Origin of the sequence: Bradyrhizobium diazoefficiens USDA 110 (genome assembly GCF_000011365.1) — a bacterium.
GTDB lineage: Bacteria > Pseudomonadota > Alphaproteobacteria > Rhizobiales > Xanthobacteraceae > Bradyrhizobium > Bradyrhizobium diazoefficiens.
On the sequence record NC_004463.1, the window covers coordinates 168,285 to 182,018 of the forward strand.

The 13,734-nt window shown below is 66.2% G+C and carries 14 protein-coding genes; 4 read left to right on the forward strand and 10 right to left on the reverse strand.

What is annotated here, in order from left to right; translation table 11 throughout:
* The first annotated feature begins 89 nt into the window (after positions 1–89).
* Positions 90–335: a PilZ domain-containing protein gene (locus tag BJA_RS00860; RefSeq protein ID WP_028175824.1), complete on the forward strand. Its 246-nt coding sequence runs from the start codon at positions 90–92 to the stop codon at positions 333–335.
* A gap of 200 nt (positions 336–535) precedes the next feature.
* Here the strand turns inward: BJA_RS00860 and BJA_RS00865 are convergent, their stop codons facing one another.
* The 7 genes from BJA_RS00865 to cobS all read right to left on the reverse strand — a co-directional run bounded on the left by BJA_RS00865 (position 536) and on the right by cobS (position 7,489).
* Positions 536–943 (reverse strand): hypothetical protein, encoded by a 408-nt coding sequence (locus tag BJA_RS00865; protein WP_011083006.1) that lies wholly within the window; start codon positions 941–943, stop codon positions 536–538.
* A 169-nt stretch (positions 944–1,112) separates the two neighbouring features.
* On the reverse strand, positions 1,113–2,225 hold the full coding sequence (locus tag BJA_RS00870; protein WP_011083007.1) for an NADH:flavin oxidoreductase/NADH oxidase: 1,113 nt from the start codon (positions 2,223–2,225) through the stop codon (positions 1,113–1,115).
* A 150-nt stretch (positions 2,226–2,375) separates the two neighbouring features.
* A complete protein-coding gene (locus BJA_RS00875) occupies positions 2,376–3,077 on the reverse strand; it encodes a hypothetical protein (RefSeq protein WP_011083008.1) in 702 nt (233 codons plus the stop codon).
* A 43-nt stretch (positions 3,078–3,120) separates the two neighbouring features.
* Positions 3,121–4,191: an esterase-like activity of phytase family protein gene (locus BJA_RS00880; protein WP_011083009.1), complete on the reverse strand. Its 1,071-nt coding sequence runs from the start codon at positions 4,189–4,191 to the stop codon at positions 3,121–3,123.
* Positions 4,188–6,095 (reverse strand): cobaltochelatase subunit CobT, encoded by a 1,908-nt coding sequence (cobT, locus tag BJA_RS00885; protein ID WP_011083010.1) that lies wholly within the window; start codon positions 6,093–6,095, stop codon positions 4,188–4,190. The genes BJA_RS00880 and cobT overlap by 4 nt, the downstream gene beginning before the upstream one ends.
* Positions 6,092–6,502, reverse strand: coding sequence for a GNAT family N-acetyltransferase (locus BJA_RS00890; protein ID WP_011083011.1), 411 nt, complete (start codon positions 6,500–6,502; stop codon positions 6,092–6,094). Before BJA_RS00890 ends, cobT begins: the two co-directional genes overlap by 4 nt.
* Before the next feature lie 3 nt (positions 6,503–6,505).
* On the reverse strand, positions 6,506–7,489 hold the full coding sequence (gene cobS / locus BJA_RS00895; RefSeq protein WP_370139181.1) for a cobaltochelatase subunit CobS: 984 nt from the start codon (positions 7,487–7,489) through the stop codon (positions 6,506–6,508).
* 311 nt (positions 7,490–7,800) lie between these two features.
* Between cobS and BJA_RS00900 the strand changes: the two genes are divergently transcribed.
* Positions 7,801–8,460 (forward strand): DedA family protein, encoded by a 660-nt coding sequence (locus BJA_RS00900; protein WP_011083013.1) that lies wholly within the window; start codon positions 7,801–7,803, stop codon positions 8,458–8,460.
* A gap of 153 nt (positions 8,461–8,613) precedes the next feature.
* Here the strand turns inward: BJA_RS00900 and BJA_RS00905 are convergent, their stop codons facing one another.
* Complete coding sequence (locus BJA_RS00905; RefSeq protein ID WP_011083014.1) at positions 8,614–9,831, reverse strand: citrate synthase family protein; 1,218 nt, start codon at positions 9,829–9,831, stop codon at positions 8,614–8,616.
* Between the two features lie 78 nt (positions 9,832–9,909).
* Here BJA_RS00905 and BJA_RS00910 point away from each other — a divergent pair, with 78 nt between their 5' ends.
* Positions 9,910–11,004 (forward strand): citrate synthase/methylcitrate synthase, encoded by a 1,095-nt coding sequence (locus BJA_RS00910; RefSeq protein ID WP_011083015.1) that lies wholly within the window; start codon positions 9,910–9,912, stop codon positions 11,002–11,004.
* Positions 11,005–11,250: 246 nt separating this feature from the next.
* Here BJA_RS00910 and BJA_RS00915 read toward each other — a convergent pair whose 3' ends face one another.
* Entirely contained in the window at positions 11,251–11,883 is a 633-nt protein-coding gene (locus tag BJA_RS00915; RefSeq protein ID WP_011083016.1) for a J domain-containing protein, read from the reverse strand.
* Positions 11,884–11,990: 107 nt separating this feature from the next.
* On the opposite strand from BJA_RS00915, the gene BJA_RS00920 reads away from it, so the two are divergent.
* A complete protein-coding gene (locus BJA_RS00920; RefSeq protein ID WP_011083017.1) occupies positions 11,991–12,260 on the forward strand; it encodes a BolA family protein in 270 nt (89 codons plus the stop codon).
* Between the two features lie 91 nt (positions 12,261–12,351).
* Here BJA_RS00920 and BJA_RS00925 read toward each other — a convergent pair whose 3' ends face one another.
* Positions 12,352–13,656, reverse strand: coding sequence for an HlyC/CorC family transporter (locus BJA_RS00925; RefSeq protein ID WP_011083018.1), 1,305 nt, complete (start codon positions 13,654–13,656; stop codon positions 12,352–12,354).
* Positions 13,657–13,734: the final 78 nt, after the last annotated feature.

A 13,734-nucleotide genomic window follows, 5' to 3' on the forward strand; every position in this document is an offset into this window, starting at 1 on the left:
GCGCCCACCTTAGTCGGATCGCATCAACTCCCGTCGATCATTGGGAAGAGACCACCCGCGCTATCCGCGGAATTGGAGGAGATGTGCCAATGCATCCGCGAAAGTTCGCCCGTGTAAAGCCCGCAGGGCTGGTGTCCCGCCAGGCCAAGATCATCACCGACCCGCGCGCGCCGGTGATCCCCTGCACGCTGATCGACTATTCGCCCGGCGGGGCCTGCGTCGATCTCGGCGGCCAGGTGAGCATCCCCGACAGGTTCGAGCTGCTGCACGTCAACACCAAGAAGCGCTGCCGCATCGCCTGGAAGCGCGGCTCGCGAGTCGGCGTGGTGTTTTGAGGCGCGAGCCGCCTCTTTGGCTCTCTTCCGTAGCCCCTCGCTCGATCGTCGTCCTGGCGAAAGCCAGGACCCATACCGCGGAATCTATCGGTTGTGGATGGTAGGCGTACCGGACAACGAGTCTCCGCCAAACTTCTCCCTGGGGTAATGGGTCCTGGCTTTCGCCAGGACGACACCGGAATTTGCGGCGACGGCTTTGCCTACTTCCGCATCCTGGCCTTCGCGCCGGCGACGATCTGCATGGCGACGCCGCCGACCCAGCCGAACAGAGAGAGCCAGGTCCAGGCCAGGTGCGGATCGAGCCGCAGCACGATGACGGCGACGGAGGCGAGCGCGGTGAGCGTGGCGCAGAGCGTCCCGGCCGAGCTCAAGAATTCCGCGGCGTCGATGGCGCTGTGCGCCTCGTCGAAGGGCAGCTGCGGCGTGTCGATGCCGAGATAGAAGCCGACCGCACCGAGCGCCATCATCAGCAGCAGGAAACCCTGCGTGGTGAGCACGGGGATTGCCGACCCCACATAGGCGCCGACGAACAGTCCGCACGCCGCGCCTGCCATCGCAAGGCCCACGCGCTCGAAGATGTGAGCAGCTTTGCGGACAGGATAACGCATGGCGGGCCTCCGTGAGGCGTTGAACGTGCGAAGGTTAGGCCAGTTTTGCGGGAGGTGGAAGCCGAGGGATGTTACGGATGCGTGAGGAGGCAGCTGCGATCGCGCAACTTAAACCTATCGAGTTACTCCCTGTGGTTATGCCGCGGTCCTCGCGCCTCGCACGCGTCCCCTACCTTGCCCCGAACGTCGTCTTGCCGAACAGCGCCTTCTGCGTCGACGGCTGCGAGCGCCAGTATTGCGGCGGAGCTTCGACCTCGCCGCCGAGCTCGGCAGCGGCGTGCCAGCCCCAGCGCGGGTCGTAGAGCATGCCGCGGCCGAGCGCGACCATGTCGGCCTTGCCGGAGGCGACGATCTCCTCGGCGTGCTTGGCATCGGAGATCATGCCGACGGCGATGGTGGGCAGTCCCGTCTCGCGGCGGATGGCGTCTGCGAAGTGCACCTGATAGCCGGGGCCGAGCGGAATCTTCTGCAGCGGCGAGACGCCGCCGGAGGAGGCATCGATCCAGTCGATGCCGCGCGCCTTCAGCGCGCTGGCGAATTCGATGGTCTGCGCCAGATCCCAGCCGCCCTCGACCCAGTCGGTCGACGACACCCGCATGCCGATCGGCTTGTCGTGCGGGAACACGGCGCGCACCGCGTCGTATACCTCGAGCGGGAAGCGCATGCGGTTTTGCAGGCTGCCGCCATATTCGTCGGTACGCCGGTTCGAGATCGGCGACAGGAACTGATGCAGGAGATAGCCGTGCGCGCCGTGCAGCTCGATGGCGTCGATGCCGATCCGCTCCGCGCGTTTCGCAGCCTCGACGAAGGCCTCGCGGATGCGCGTCAGGCCCGCGGCATCGAGCGCGAGCGGCGCGGCCTCGCCCTCCTTGTGCGGCAGCGCGCTTGGGGCCACCGTCTGCCAGCCGCCTTCACTGACCGGGATCAGCTGGCCGCCGTCCCAGGGCCGCGCGCTGGAGGCCTTGCGGCCGGCATGGGCGAGCTGCATCGCGACCGCGGTCGTGGAATGCTTGCGCACGGAGGCGAGGATCTGCTTCAGCGCGGCTTCGGCGGCGTCGCTGTAGAGCCCGAGGCAGCCCGGCGTGATGCGGCCGATCGCTTCCACATGGGTCGCCTCGATGCAGAACATCGACGCGCCCGAGAGCGAAAGATTGTTGATGTGGGTGAAGTGCCAGTCGGTCGGAACGCCGTCCTCGGCCGAATACTGGCACATCGGCGACACCACGACGCGGTTCTTCAAGGTCAGGCCGCGCAGCTTGATCGGGGAAAACAGGGCGCTCATGCAGGGAGTTCCGGGGGATGGAGGGCAATCATGGAAGTGTAGTGAGCGGATGCCGGATTGCTAGCCGCACGGCAGACATGCCCGCCCGTGGCGGCATGCATTGCGCGCGTCATATGATCACGGGATCGCGACATCAACTCAGCCGCCGCCCTACTCCAGCTCCTCGAACTGGCCCGCCCTGGGCTTGCCCATGCGGATGCGGCCGTCGGGCAGCAGCTCGCCGTCGGCCTCGGCGGAAAACTGGATCGTGGTGCGGCCATCCTTCATCGCCGTCGCCTTGCCGAGCGGGCCGAGCTTGTCCGCGAGCGCGGTGCCGTCGAGGACGAACACGCGGTAGTCGGTGAGATGGAAACGGCGCGGTGCCTGCCATGTCAGCGCGGGTACCGATGTGCGCATATCGCCGTCGGTCTTGCGATCGATGCTGCGGCCGGTCGCGTCGCGGAACAGGTCCGGCGCATCGACGAGGCGCGCGCGGCGGCCGTCGACGGCGTAGAGGTTCAGCGTGACGATGTGGCGCTCGCTGCGGAAGGTGACGGCGACGTAGCGCGAGTCGGCCGACCAGGCGGCGTGGAACGCATCCGGCGCGGTGTCGAGGATGTTGTCGTCGTTGACGTTGTCGAGCGTCATCAGCCGGCGATGACCCGGCTCCGCCATCAGATAGGCGTGAAATTTATCATGCGCGCCGTCGCCCTCACCATGGACGGCGATGGCGAGCCGCTTGTTCGGCGCCCACCCGCCCGAGATGATGCCGTACTCGCCCTTCGCATAGGTGTGCTCGGCCGTGGCGCGCGCCTGCGGCAGGCCGGCAAGCACGACGAAGAGCAGGGCTGCGATGGCGCGGCGGAGTTGCATGATGTTTTGTCGCGGCCAAAAGCCACCGCGTTCAACGATGACTTCACTCAACCAGCGTGAACTGGAGCAGCAGCGTACGCTGGAGCATTGAAAAATTGTCGTCCGAGACCAGCGTCAGCACGGTGTCGCCCTCGGGCGTGACGTGGGCGTCGATGCCTTCCATGTTGTCGATCTCCTGGCCGAGATCGGCCTTGAACAAGGCAGGGCCGTCGACCACCGCGCCCGGCGCGATCGATTTCAGGGGAATCGAGCGGATGCGGATGTCGACGCCGGTGAACCAGGAGAATTTGCGTTCGAGGATGAGCAGCTCGCCCGACGGCAAGAGCACCGCGTCGCTGATGTCGAACTTCTCGGTGCGGCGGACGCTGAACTGGCCGGGCGTGGGGCCGCCGATCAGGAACGCGACCAGATTGCCGTCGGCGTCCAGCCCGCGCTCGGAGAAGGCGATCAGGGTGCCGGCGAGCGGCTGGCCCTTCGGGACGAAGACCAGCCCCTCGAGCCCCTTGTTGTGCGGCAGCTTGCGCAACGCGGGCGGCACCTGGATCACCTCGCCGCGGGCGCGCGTGCCGCCTTTCGAAAAATCGTAGCGCAGGATCTGGTTGACGCGCTCGAGCCCGACATAGACGACGTTGCCGTCGCGCGTCAGCGACTCCGAATCCCACCAGAGGCGCTTTTCCGTGATCGGCCGTCCCTCCGCATTGAGCAGCGGCGCGGCCTCGACGTCGTCGAGCCCGGCCATCCTGCTGCCGGAATAGCGGATGGCCCCGGTGAACCAGCCGCCCTGGTCGGAGACCGCAAGGAAACGTTCGCCTTTCGCATCCAGCCGGATGCCGGACAGGCCGCCGAAGCCGCGATAGGGCGAGGTCAGCACCAGGCCGCTGCGATACTCCAGCGAACCGAAGCGCGTGCGCGAGCGGTCGCGCGGCTCGAAATTCGGGATCGGCCGCGCGTTGACCTCGATGCTGACGGGCTCGGCGACGGCGCGCTCGACCTGGAGCGGCCGCGGCGGCGGCTCGGTCGTGGCTTGCGCCTGCGCAAATCGGGACAGTGCGAAAGTGGAAAATCCCGCCGCCGCGTGGCCAAGGAAGCTGCGGCGGGATCGAAGCGTGCTCACGAATGCAGTTTGCGGCGCGGACGGCTTGCCGAGGGCTGCGGTGCGGTCGCCGTCTCGCTGAACAGCTCGGCAAGCTTCTCGGTGATGGCGCCGCCGAGCTCCTCGGCGTCCACGATCGTCACTGCGCGGCGATAGTAGCGCGTGACGTCATGGCCGATGCCGATCGCGATCAGCTCGACCGGCGAGCGGGTCTCGATCTCCTCGATGATGTGGCGCAGGTGCCGCTCGAGATAGTTGCCGGCGTTGACCGACAGCGTGGAATCGTCGACCGGCGCGCCGTCCGAGATCATCATCAGGATCTTGCGCTGCTCGGGCCGGCCGAGCAGGCGCTTGTGCGCCCAATCCAGCGCCTCGCCGTCGATGTTCTCTTTCAGCAGACCCTCGCGCATCATCAGGCCGAGGTTCTTCCGCGCACGGCGCCAGGGCGCGTCGGCGGACTTGTAGATGATGTGGCGGAGATCGTTGAGACGGCCGGGATTGGCCGGCTTGCCGGCGGCAAGCCACGCTTCACGCGATTGCCCGCCCTTCCAGGCGCGCGTGGTGAAGCCGAGAATCTCGACCTTGACGCCGCAACGCTCCAGCGTGCGGGCGAGGATGTCGGCGCAGGTCGCCGCCACCGTGATCGGGCGGCCGCGCATCGAGCCGGAATTGTCGAGCAGCAGCGTCACCACGGTGTCGCGGAACGTCGCCTCCTTCTCGTGCATGAAGGACAGCGGGTGATAGGGATCGGTCACCACGCGCGACAGCCGCGCGGGGTCGAGGATGCCCTCTTCGAGATCGAACTCCCAGGCGCGGTTCTGCTGCGCCATCAGCTTGCGCTGCAGCCGGTTGGCGAGGCGGGCGACGATGCCTTGCAGATGCGCCAGCTGCTTGTCGAGATAGGCGCGCAGGCGCTCCAGCTCGTCATGGTCGCAGAGGTCTTCAGCCGCGATGACTTCGTCGAATTTCGGCGCGAAGGCGTGGTATTCGGGCCCGCGCGGCTCGTTCTTGCCGTGCGCGTTCGGACGCGTCGCCTCGCCCGGAGTCTCGTCGTCGCCGAGCTCGCCGTCGTCGAACGTGTCTGACGTCGAGGCCTGCGCGCTTTCCATCGCGCTCTCGCTCATCTCCTCGCTCGACGCCTGCGCCTGGTCGGCGCTCATCTCCTGGGCGGCATCGGAATCGGGCGAGCCCTCGGCGCCGGACTGGTCGTTGTCGCCGTCGCGGTTTTCGTCGTCGTCGTCATTCTCTTCGCTGTCGGCGTTGCGCTCGTCGCCGAGCTCGAGCGCCGACAAGAGGTCATGCACGGCGTCGCCGAACCTGGTCTGGTCCTCGACCACGCCGTCGAGCCGGTCGAGGCGCTTGCCGATCTTGTCTTCGAGAATCGGCCGCCAGAGATCGACCATCTTCTTCGCAGCCGTCGGCGGCGCCATGCCGGTCAGGCGCTCGCGCACCAGCATCGCCAGCGCATCGGCCAGCGGCGCATCGGCGCGGTCGGTGATCTCGTCGAACTTGCCGCGATGGAAATGGTCGTCGAGCATCGCGGTGAGGTTTTTCGCAACGCCCGCCATGCGGCGCGCGCCGATCGCCTCCACCCTCGCCTGCTCGACCGCCTCGAACACGCCGCGTGCCTGCGGATTGCCCGGCATCAGCTTGCGATGCAGCTTCGGATCGTGACAGGCGAGCTTCAGCGCGATGGAATCGGCGTGGCCGCGCACGATGGCGGCGTCGCGCTTGGTCATCTTGCGCGCCGGCTCGGGCAGCCGTGCCTTGCCGGGCGCAAGGCCCGGCCGCTCGGCGGCAAAGGAGACCTCGAGCTCGGGCGATTTCGCGATCGCCTTCAGGCAGGAGGCGACCGAGCGCTTGAACGGCTCGGTCGGCGCTTCCTTGCTGTTACGGAATTTGGAATTGGATGATGATGTGCTCATAGCGACTTCGTAAACGAATGGCGCGTCACGCCGCCGGGATAGCCCTTGAGAGTGCCGAATTCCTCGTACCCGCAGGAACGATAGAAGCCCGGCGCCTGGAAACTCATCGTGTCGACATAGGCCTGGATCGCGCCATGCCGTCTCGCCTCATCCTCGATCGCCGCGATCAGCTTCGTCCCAAAACCCTTGCCGCGCTGCTTCTGGTCGATCCAGAAGTACTGGATGAACAGAACCGTGGCCCAGAGATGCCCGACGATGCCGCCGACGATCTTGCGGCGGTCCTTCAGTGAGACCGCGATGCTCCTGACCTTCTGCTTCCCAAAGTGCTCGTCGTTATAGGCGCCGAGCCCGGCGAGCACAGCCTTCTTGGTCGTCCCAATGGTGCGCTCGACGGTGATGGTGGCCATGGGTCAGCTGAGCGCCACGTTGACTGCCGATTCCGGCAGCTCCGCATTGAAGCAGCGCTGGTAGAACTCGGCGACCAGGGGACGCTCGAGCTCGTCGCACTTGTTGAGGAAGGTGACGCGGAAGGCGAAACCGATATCGCCGAAGATGTCGGCGTTTTCCGCCCAGGTGATCACCGTGCGCGGGCTCATCACCGTCGACAGATCGCCATTGGCGAACGCGTTGCGGGTGAGATCGGCGAGGCGCACCATCTTGTTGACGATGTCGCGACCTTCCTGGGTGCGATAGTGCTTGGCCTTCGCCAGCACGATCTCCACTTCCTCGTCGTGGCTGAGATAGTTCAGCGTAGTGACGATCGACCAGCGGTCCATCTGGCCCTGGTTGATCTGCTGGGTGCCGTGATAGAGGCCCGAGGTGTCGCCAAGGCCGACCGTGTTGGCGGTCGCAAACAGCCGGAAGGACGGATGCGGCTTGATCACCTTGTTCTGATCCAGGAGCGTCAGGCGGCCGGAGACTTCCAGCACGCGCTGGATCACGAACATCACGTCCGGACGGCCGGCGTCGTATTCGTCGAACACCAGCGCGACGTTGTGCTGGAGCGCCCAGGGCAGGATGCCGTCGCGGAATTCGGTGACCTGCTTGCCGTCGCGGACCACGATCGAGTCCTTGCCGACGAGGTCGATACGGCTGATGTGGCTGTCGAGGTTGACGCGCACGCAGGGCCAGTTCAGGCGGGCGGCGACCTGCTCGATATGGGTGGATTTGCCGGTACCGTGATAGCCGGTCACCATCACGCGGCGATTGCGGGCGAAGCCGGCGAGAATGGCGAGCGTGGTGGCGCGGTCGAAGCGGTAGTCGGAATCAACTTCAGGCACATGAGGATCGACTTCGGAATAGGCCGGCACTTCGAGATCGCTGTCGATCCCGAACACCTGGCGCACCGACACCTTCATGTCGGGCAAACCGGAAACTTCCTCAACTTTGGACATGGCGGCGGTCGTCATCAATCCTCCGAGGCCCCGGGCGATCCCGAGACCAGTTATTGCACGGTGGCTGCGGCTGGGTGCGTTTGCGAACCTATCAGAGACAACGTGCGGGCAGAAGCCCGCCCTCCAATCAAAGTTCCGTTGTCTTTTCATTTAGATAGGCAAGGAACGCGATTTTTGGAAGGCTGCCCTGCGAATCACGCTCGAATTTCGGGCGGGCCAGCTGGCCTGCCCACGCGAGTGGCACTTTTACCGCTTCTCCTTACTTATGTAGGGTCTGGACCGACGTAACCCCTCCCACCACGAAAGACGACGTGACGTCATTCCTCGATCCCTTCATCGCTTTCGTCTCGGCCCACGCGTGGCTGGCTTATCTGACCCTGTTCCTGGCAGCGCTTCTGGAAGCCGTTCCGGTGGTGGGATCGGTGGTCCCGGGCTCGACCATTATCCTGGCGCTCAGCGCCCTGATCCCGGGCGGCGAGCTGAAACTCGGCTGGGTGCTGCTGGCGGCCGCGCTCGGGGCCGTGCTGGGTGACGGCTCGGCCTACTGGATCGGGCACCGGCAGCAGCGCGAGATCCTCAACACCTGGCCGCTGACCAATTATCCGCGCGTGGTCGAGGAGAGCGAAAGCTTCTTCCACCGCTTCGGCACCTGGGCCGTGTTCTTTGCCCGCTTCGTGCCGCCGATCCGCGCATTTGTCCCGGTCACGGCCGGCGCGCTTGGGATGCCCCCTGCCCGCTTCTACGCGATCAACATCCCGGCGATCCTGGTCTGGGCCCCCGCGCATGTGCTGCCGGGCGTGCTGGCGGTGTCGGCCCTGCACGAATATGCCGGGCTGCCGCACCATGAGCACGTCGGCAAGCATATCTGGATGCTCGCCGTGATCGGCGGTGCGATCATGCTGAGCGTGACGGTTTGGATCTATCGTCGGCGGAGCGGTGGTGGTGTCGCGGCGGCCAAGCCGCGGGTCTGATTAGCTTTGGCTGCCACGGCGGACGGAGGTGCGCTCCCTCCCCCGCTTGCGGGGGAGGGTTGGGGGGGAGGGTGCATCCACAATCGAGAACCCCCAAGAGGAGGGAGCCCTCACCCGCGCCTCCGGAGCGACCTCTCCCGCAAGCGGGAGAGGTTAGGACCCGCCCGTCCGCCGCCCCGGCGCGGGTCCAACGTACCGCGCGCGCGGGCGGATCAGCTTGCCGAACTGCAATTGCTCGCTGGCGTGCGCAATCCAGCCGACGCTGCGGGCCATCGCAAACAGCGCGAGCTCGCTGCCTGCAGGCAGGCGCAGGGCATGCACGAGGACGGCGAGCGCATAGTCGATATTGACGAATTCGCCGGTCGCCTCGGCGATCCGCTCCGGCACTTCGCGCGTGAATTTGCGCGGCGCGCCGGCGCGCGACAGCGCATTCAGCAGCGATTGCGCGCGGGGATCGCCGCGCTTGTAGACGCCATGGCCGAAGCCGGCGAAGCGCTCGCCGAGCGCGACGCGTTCGCGCACCACGGGAGCGACATCGCGGTCGACCAGCGTTTTCACCAGTTGCGAAGCCAGCACGCCGGCGCCGCCATGCTTGGGTCCCTTCAGCGCGGCGAGGCCGGCGATGACGGCGTCGTAGAGATTGAGGCCGGTCGAGGCCGCGCAGCGCGCGGTGAAGGTCGAGGCGTTCAGTTCATGATCGGCGAGCAGAACGAGCGCGCGGCGGATCAGATCGGGCGCGTGCTTGTTGTCCGCCGCCCAGACGCGCGCGACCTGCTGGTGCAGCGGCTCGGCCGAGGCTTCCGCATTGAGCATGGTCGCAACCAGCAGGCGGACGATGCGCGCGCCGACCATGGCGCGGCCATCGGGAGCGCGGGTGAAGGCGCGGGGATCGGCGCTCGCGGCGAGCGCCAGCACGGCGATGGCGCGGTCGATCGGCGCAGCGCGGCGCGCGGCGCCTGCGATCGTGCGCATCTCCTCGGATATCTCGGGCTGATTGTCAGGCGCAAACGGATCGACGCCGGAAACGTCCCAGAGCAGCGTCGCCGTGTGCTCCAGCGTGTCGTTCTCGGCGAGGTCGACGCAATTGACGCCCCGATAGATCGCGCCCTCCTCGGTGATGGTCGAGATCTCCGTGTCCATGACCGGCAAGTCGGCATCGAAGCTGCGCAGCCCGCGCGGCTCCGGCGACGGCACCCGGCGCTCCTTCAGGGCGCGGACGTCCTCGGCGCGGTAGCGGTTCTTGCGCGAATCCGGCGTCGGCTCGGAGCGGATCAGGCCGCGGCTGACATAGGCGTAGAGCGTGGCCGGCGAGATCGCGAGTTCGGCGGCCGCCTCCCGGGCGGAGAGGTAGAGCTCATCAGAATTTTTCATATTGATTTATGTAATCAAGATTGATCAATCTGTCGAGAGGCCCGACTTTTGACCTGCGTAGAACAGGAGATTTGGGCCATGAACATCCACCTCACCAAAAGTCAGATCGGGCTGGACGGCGTTCCCGCGGCCGAGACCGTGCTGAGCCATGTCGACGGCGAGCGCGGCGAGCTGATCATCGCCGGCGAGCATGTCGGCCGGCTGGCCGCCAAATCGAGCTTTGAGGGCGTCACCGCCCGGCTCTGGAACGGCGCCAGCAAGACCTCGCTGAGCGAGGCCAATGTGCGGGCGAGCCTGGGCGCCGCACGCGAACGCGCCTTCGCGCGGCTCGCCGAGCTGCTGCCGGCGACGCACGGCATGGGAATCGTCGACGGGTTTCGCGCGGCCGTCGCGGGCCTTCGCGCCGAGCACGGGCTGGAGCATGAGGCGACCATCGTCGGCGCCTTTCCGGTGATATCAGGCGCGCTGGTCCGGCGCGCCAAGGGGCTCGATCCGGTCGCGCCCGATCCAAGCGCGAGCCACGCCGCCGACACGCTGCGCATGCTGCATGGGCGCGCGCCGGCAACGCGCGAGGTCACGGCGCTGGATGCCTATCTCGTCACCGTCTGCGACCACGGCATGAACGCCTCGACCTTCACCACGCGCGTGGTGGCCTCGACCCAGGCCGATCTGTTCGCAGCCGTCACCGCCGGCTATTGCGCACTGACCGGTCCCTTGCATGGCGGCGCACCGGAGCCGGTGCTGGAAATGCTCGATGCGATCGGCTCGCGCGAGCGGATCCAGCCCTGGGTGGATGCCGCGCTCGCACGCGGCGAGCGGATGATGGGTTTTGGTCATCGCGTCTATCGCGTGCGCGATCCGCGCGCCGACGTGCTGAAGACCGCGATCGAGGCCCTGGCCTCCAACGGCGCCGACCTGCCGTTTGCCGGCGAGGTCGAGGCCTATATCCGCGCAGCGCTGCGCAAGAAGAACCCGGACCGGCCGCTGGAGACGAATGTGGAGTTCTTCACCGCGATCCTGCTCGATGCGCTGGCGATTCCAAGGCAGGCGTTCACGCCGATCTTCGCGGTGGCGCGCGCCGCCGGCTGGACCGCGCATGCGCGCGAGCAGCAGCGCACCGGGCGGCTGATCAGGCCGAGCTCGTCTTATGTGGGGGCGGTGCCGGAGGCCTAGGGCCAGTAGCTTTGAACGGAATGATGACGACGGAGTGGTTCACTCCGTCGTCGTCCCGGCGAAGGCCGGGACCCATACCGCGTGATCTATCGATAGTGGGAGGTGGGAGTACCGCGGGAAGACGTCTTCACTGCGAGTCTTCGCCAAACCACTCCCTGGGGTTATGGGTCCCGGCCTTCGCCGGGACGACATCGAGAGTTTGGCTGCGACCGTCAGACTCTCGGAGGACGACGACCGCAAGAGGCCCTACGCCTCCCGCACCACCGTCTTCAGATAATTATACGCCTTGATGATCTCGATCAGGCGGTCTTCGGTCGAGCGGTCGCCGCCGTTGGCGTCGGGGTGGTGCTGCTTCACCAGCGCCTTGTACTTGCTCTTGACGTCGGCGAGCGTGGCACTGGGGCCGAGGCCCATGACCTGGAGCGCCTTGCGCTCGGCGTTCATCACCTTGCGCGTCTCGGCCTTGGGCTGGGCGTCCGGACCCTTCCGCCAGTTGGCGCGGCCATTGATCTCGCTGAACATGCTGAACGGATCGGACGCCATGTCGATATCGGCTTCCGCACCCTTCTTGCCGCCATTGGCGCCCATCTTCCAGGTCGGGCGGTGGCCGGTCAGCGCATCCTTCTGGTAGCGCGCGACGGCGTCGGCATTCATGCCGGAGAAGAAATTGTAGTTCTGGTTGTACTCGCGCACGTGATTGAGGCAGAAGTGCCAGTACTCGCGCTGGTTCTCACGCCCCTTCGGCGCGCGGTGTGCGCCCTTGTTCTGGCATCCGGCCCATTCGCACGCGACCGCGGTGTCGCGCGGCTTCACCTCGGGCTGCTTGCCCCGCGGCTTGACGCGGATGGAGTCGAAGAACTTTGATGAATCGATCGGCATGGCTGACTTTGACTACGCAATGCAAAAACCTTCAAGTCTTGACATTGCAATTAGCTGCGAACCCGGCAAATAACGGAGTGCGACCTCTGCACCTGAATGGCACACACATGGTTATGAGCGACATTATCAGCAACAAGTTGCAGGAAGCTTTCACGCCGGAAAGCCTGCAGGTTGTCGACGAGTCACATCTGCATGAGGGCCATGCCGGCCATCGGCCCAGCGGCGAGACGCACTTTCGCGTTTATATTGTGTCTCAAGCCTTCAAAGGGAAGAGCCGGGTCGATCGCCACCGCATGATAAATGCGGCGCTGGCCGCGGAACTCTCCGGCAGCGTGCACGCGCTCGCCATCCACGCGCAGGCGCCGGGGGAAAATTAGCTCGGTCATTCCGGGGCGGCTCAAAGAGCCGAACCCGGAATCTCGAGATTCCGGGTTCGATGCTTCGCATCGCCCCGGAATGACTGAGGGCTTAGAACGACGTCCCCGCCCTTCTCGGCTTGGCTTCTTCCATCTCGGCCTCGCGCGGCACCGGTGAAATACGGAGCGCGGTGATGCGGTTGCGTTCGCGGCGCAGGACGCGGAAGCGGAAGCCGTGGAACGTGAAGCTCTGGCCGCGATCGGGGATCGAGCGCGCCTCGTGGATGACGAGGCCGGCGACCGTGGTTGCCTCTCCATCGGGCAGATGCCAGTCCATGGCGCGGTTGAGATCGCGGATCGGCACCGAGCCGTCGACCACGACCGAGCCGTCCGGCTGGGCGCGCACGCCGGCGACCACGACGTCGTGCTCGTCGGAGATGTCGCCGACGATCTCTTCCAGAATGTCCTCCAGCGTCACGAGACCTTCGACTTCGCCGTACTCGTCGACGACGAGCGCGAAATGGGTCTTGCGGCGGCGGAACGCCTTGAGCTGCTCGGACACCGGGCGCATCTCCGGCACGAACCAGGGCGGCAGCGCGATGGTGGAGACGTCGATGCGCGAAGTGTCGCCTTCGGAGGCGCGGATCGCGCGCAAGAGATCCTTGGCGTGGAGCACGCCGATGATGTTTTCCGGCTTCTCGCGCCAGAGCGGAATGCGGGTGTATTCGGTCGCCAGCACCTCGCGCAGCAGCTCCTCCGGCGGCAGGTCGGCGTTGATCATCATCATCTCGGTGCGATGGATCATGACGTCGGAAACCTGGAGCTCGCGCAGGTCGAGCAGGCCGCCGAGCATGTCGCGGTCCTGCTTCTCGAACTTGCCCTCGTGATGCAACAGGTCGACCGCGCCGCGCAGGCGCTCGGTCGGCGACAGGATGGCTTGGTGCTCGCCGGCAAGGCCGAACAGGCGCATCAAGAGGCGCACGATGACTTCGACGATCTTGAGGAGCGGCCCCAGCACATACATGGTCAGCCGCATCGGGCGCGCGACCGCAAGCGCCATGCGGTCGGGCGCGTTGATGGCGATGGTCTTGGGCAGCACCTCGGCGAAGATCACCACCAGCGCGGTCATCACGCCGGTGGCGTAGAGCACGCCGACATCGCCGAACCAGGACGTGAAGATGGCGGTGGCGAGCGCGGAGGCGCCGATATTGGCGATGTTGTTGCCGAGCAGCAGAGCACCGATCAGGCGCTCGCGCATGTCGAGCAATTGGGATACGACGTCGGCGTCGTGATTACCCTGCTTGGAGAGCCGCAGCATGCTGGCGCGCGAGGCGCCGGTCAGCGCGGTCTCGCTCGCCGCGAAGAACGCCGAGACCAGGAGGCAGAGGACGACGATGGTGAATCCGAGCCAGTCCATGCACCACTCGAGTTTCTTGTCTTGACGCGTTTTCCTTGCGCGAACCGGTCCCCACTTCGCTCGAAAACGCTTTCACGA

Bases quoted from the DNA above. Each gene is read 5' to 3' on its own strand.
- BJA_RS00870 (WP_011083007.1), bottom strand. From the start codon at position 2,225: ATGAGCGCCCTGTTTTCCCCGATCAAGCTGCGCGGCCTGACCTTGAAG.
- BJA_RS00875 (WP_011083008.1), bottom strand. From the start codon at position 3,077: ATGCAACTCCGCCGCGCCATCGCAGCCCTGCTCTTCGTCGTGCTTGCC.
- BJA_RS00910 (WP_011083015.1), top strand. From the start codon at position 9,910: ATGAACATCCACCTCACCAAAAGTCAGATCGGGCTGGACGGCGTTCCC.
- BJA_RS00865 (WP_011083006.1), bottom strand. From the start codon at position 943: ATGCGTTATCCTGTCCGCAAAGCTGCTCACATCTTCGAGCGCGTGGGC.
- BJA_RS00860 (WP_028175824.1), top strand. From the start codon at position 90: ATGCATCCGCGAAAGTTCGCCCGTGTAAAGCCCGCAGGGCTGGTGTCC.
- cobS (WP_370139181.1), bottom strand. From the start codon at position 7,489: ATGTCCAAAGTTGAGGAAGTTTCCGGTTTGCCCGACATGAAGGTGTCG.
- BJA_RS00905 (WP_011083014.1), bottom strand. From the start codon at position 9,831: ATGAAAAATTCTGATGAGCTCTACCTCTCCGCCCGGGAGGCGGCCGCC.
- BJA_RS00920 (WP_011083017.1), top strand. From the start codon at position 11,991: ATGGTTATGAGCGACATTATCAGCAACAAGTTGCAGGAAGCTTTCACG.
- BJA_RS00890 (WP_011083011.1), bottom strand. From the start codon at position 6,502: ATGGCCACCATCACCGTCGAGCGCACCATTGGGACGACCAAGAAGGCT.
- BJA_RS00925 (WP_011083018.1), bottom strand. From the start codon at position 13,656: ATGGACTGGCTCGGATTCACCATCGTCGTCCTCTGCCTCCTGGTCTCG.
- cobT (WP_011083010.1), bottom strand. From the start codon at position 6,095: ATGAGCACATCATCATCCAATTCCAAATTCCGTAACAGCAAGGAAGCG.
- BJA_RS00915 (WP_011083016.1), bottom strand. From the start codon at position 11,883: ATGCCGATCGATTCATCAAAGTTCTTCGACTCCATCCGCGTCAAGCCG.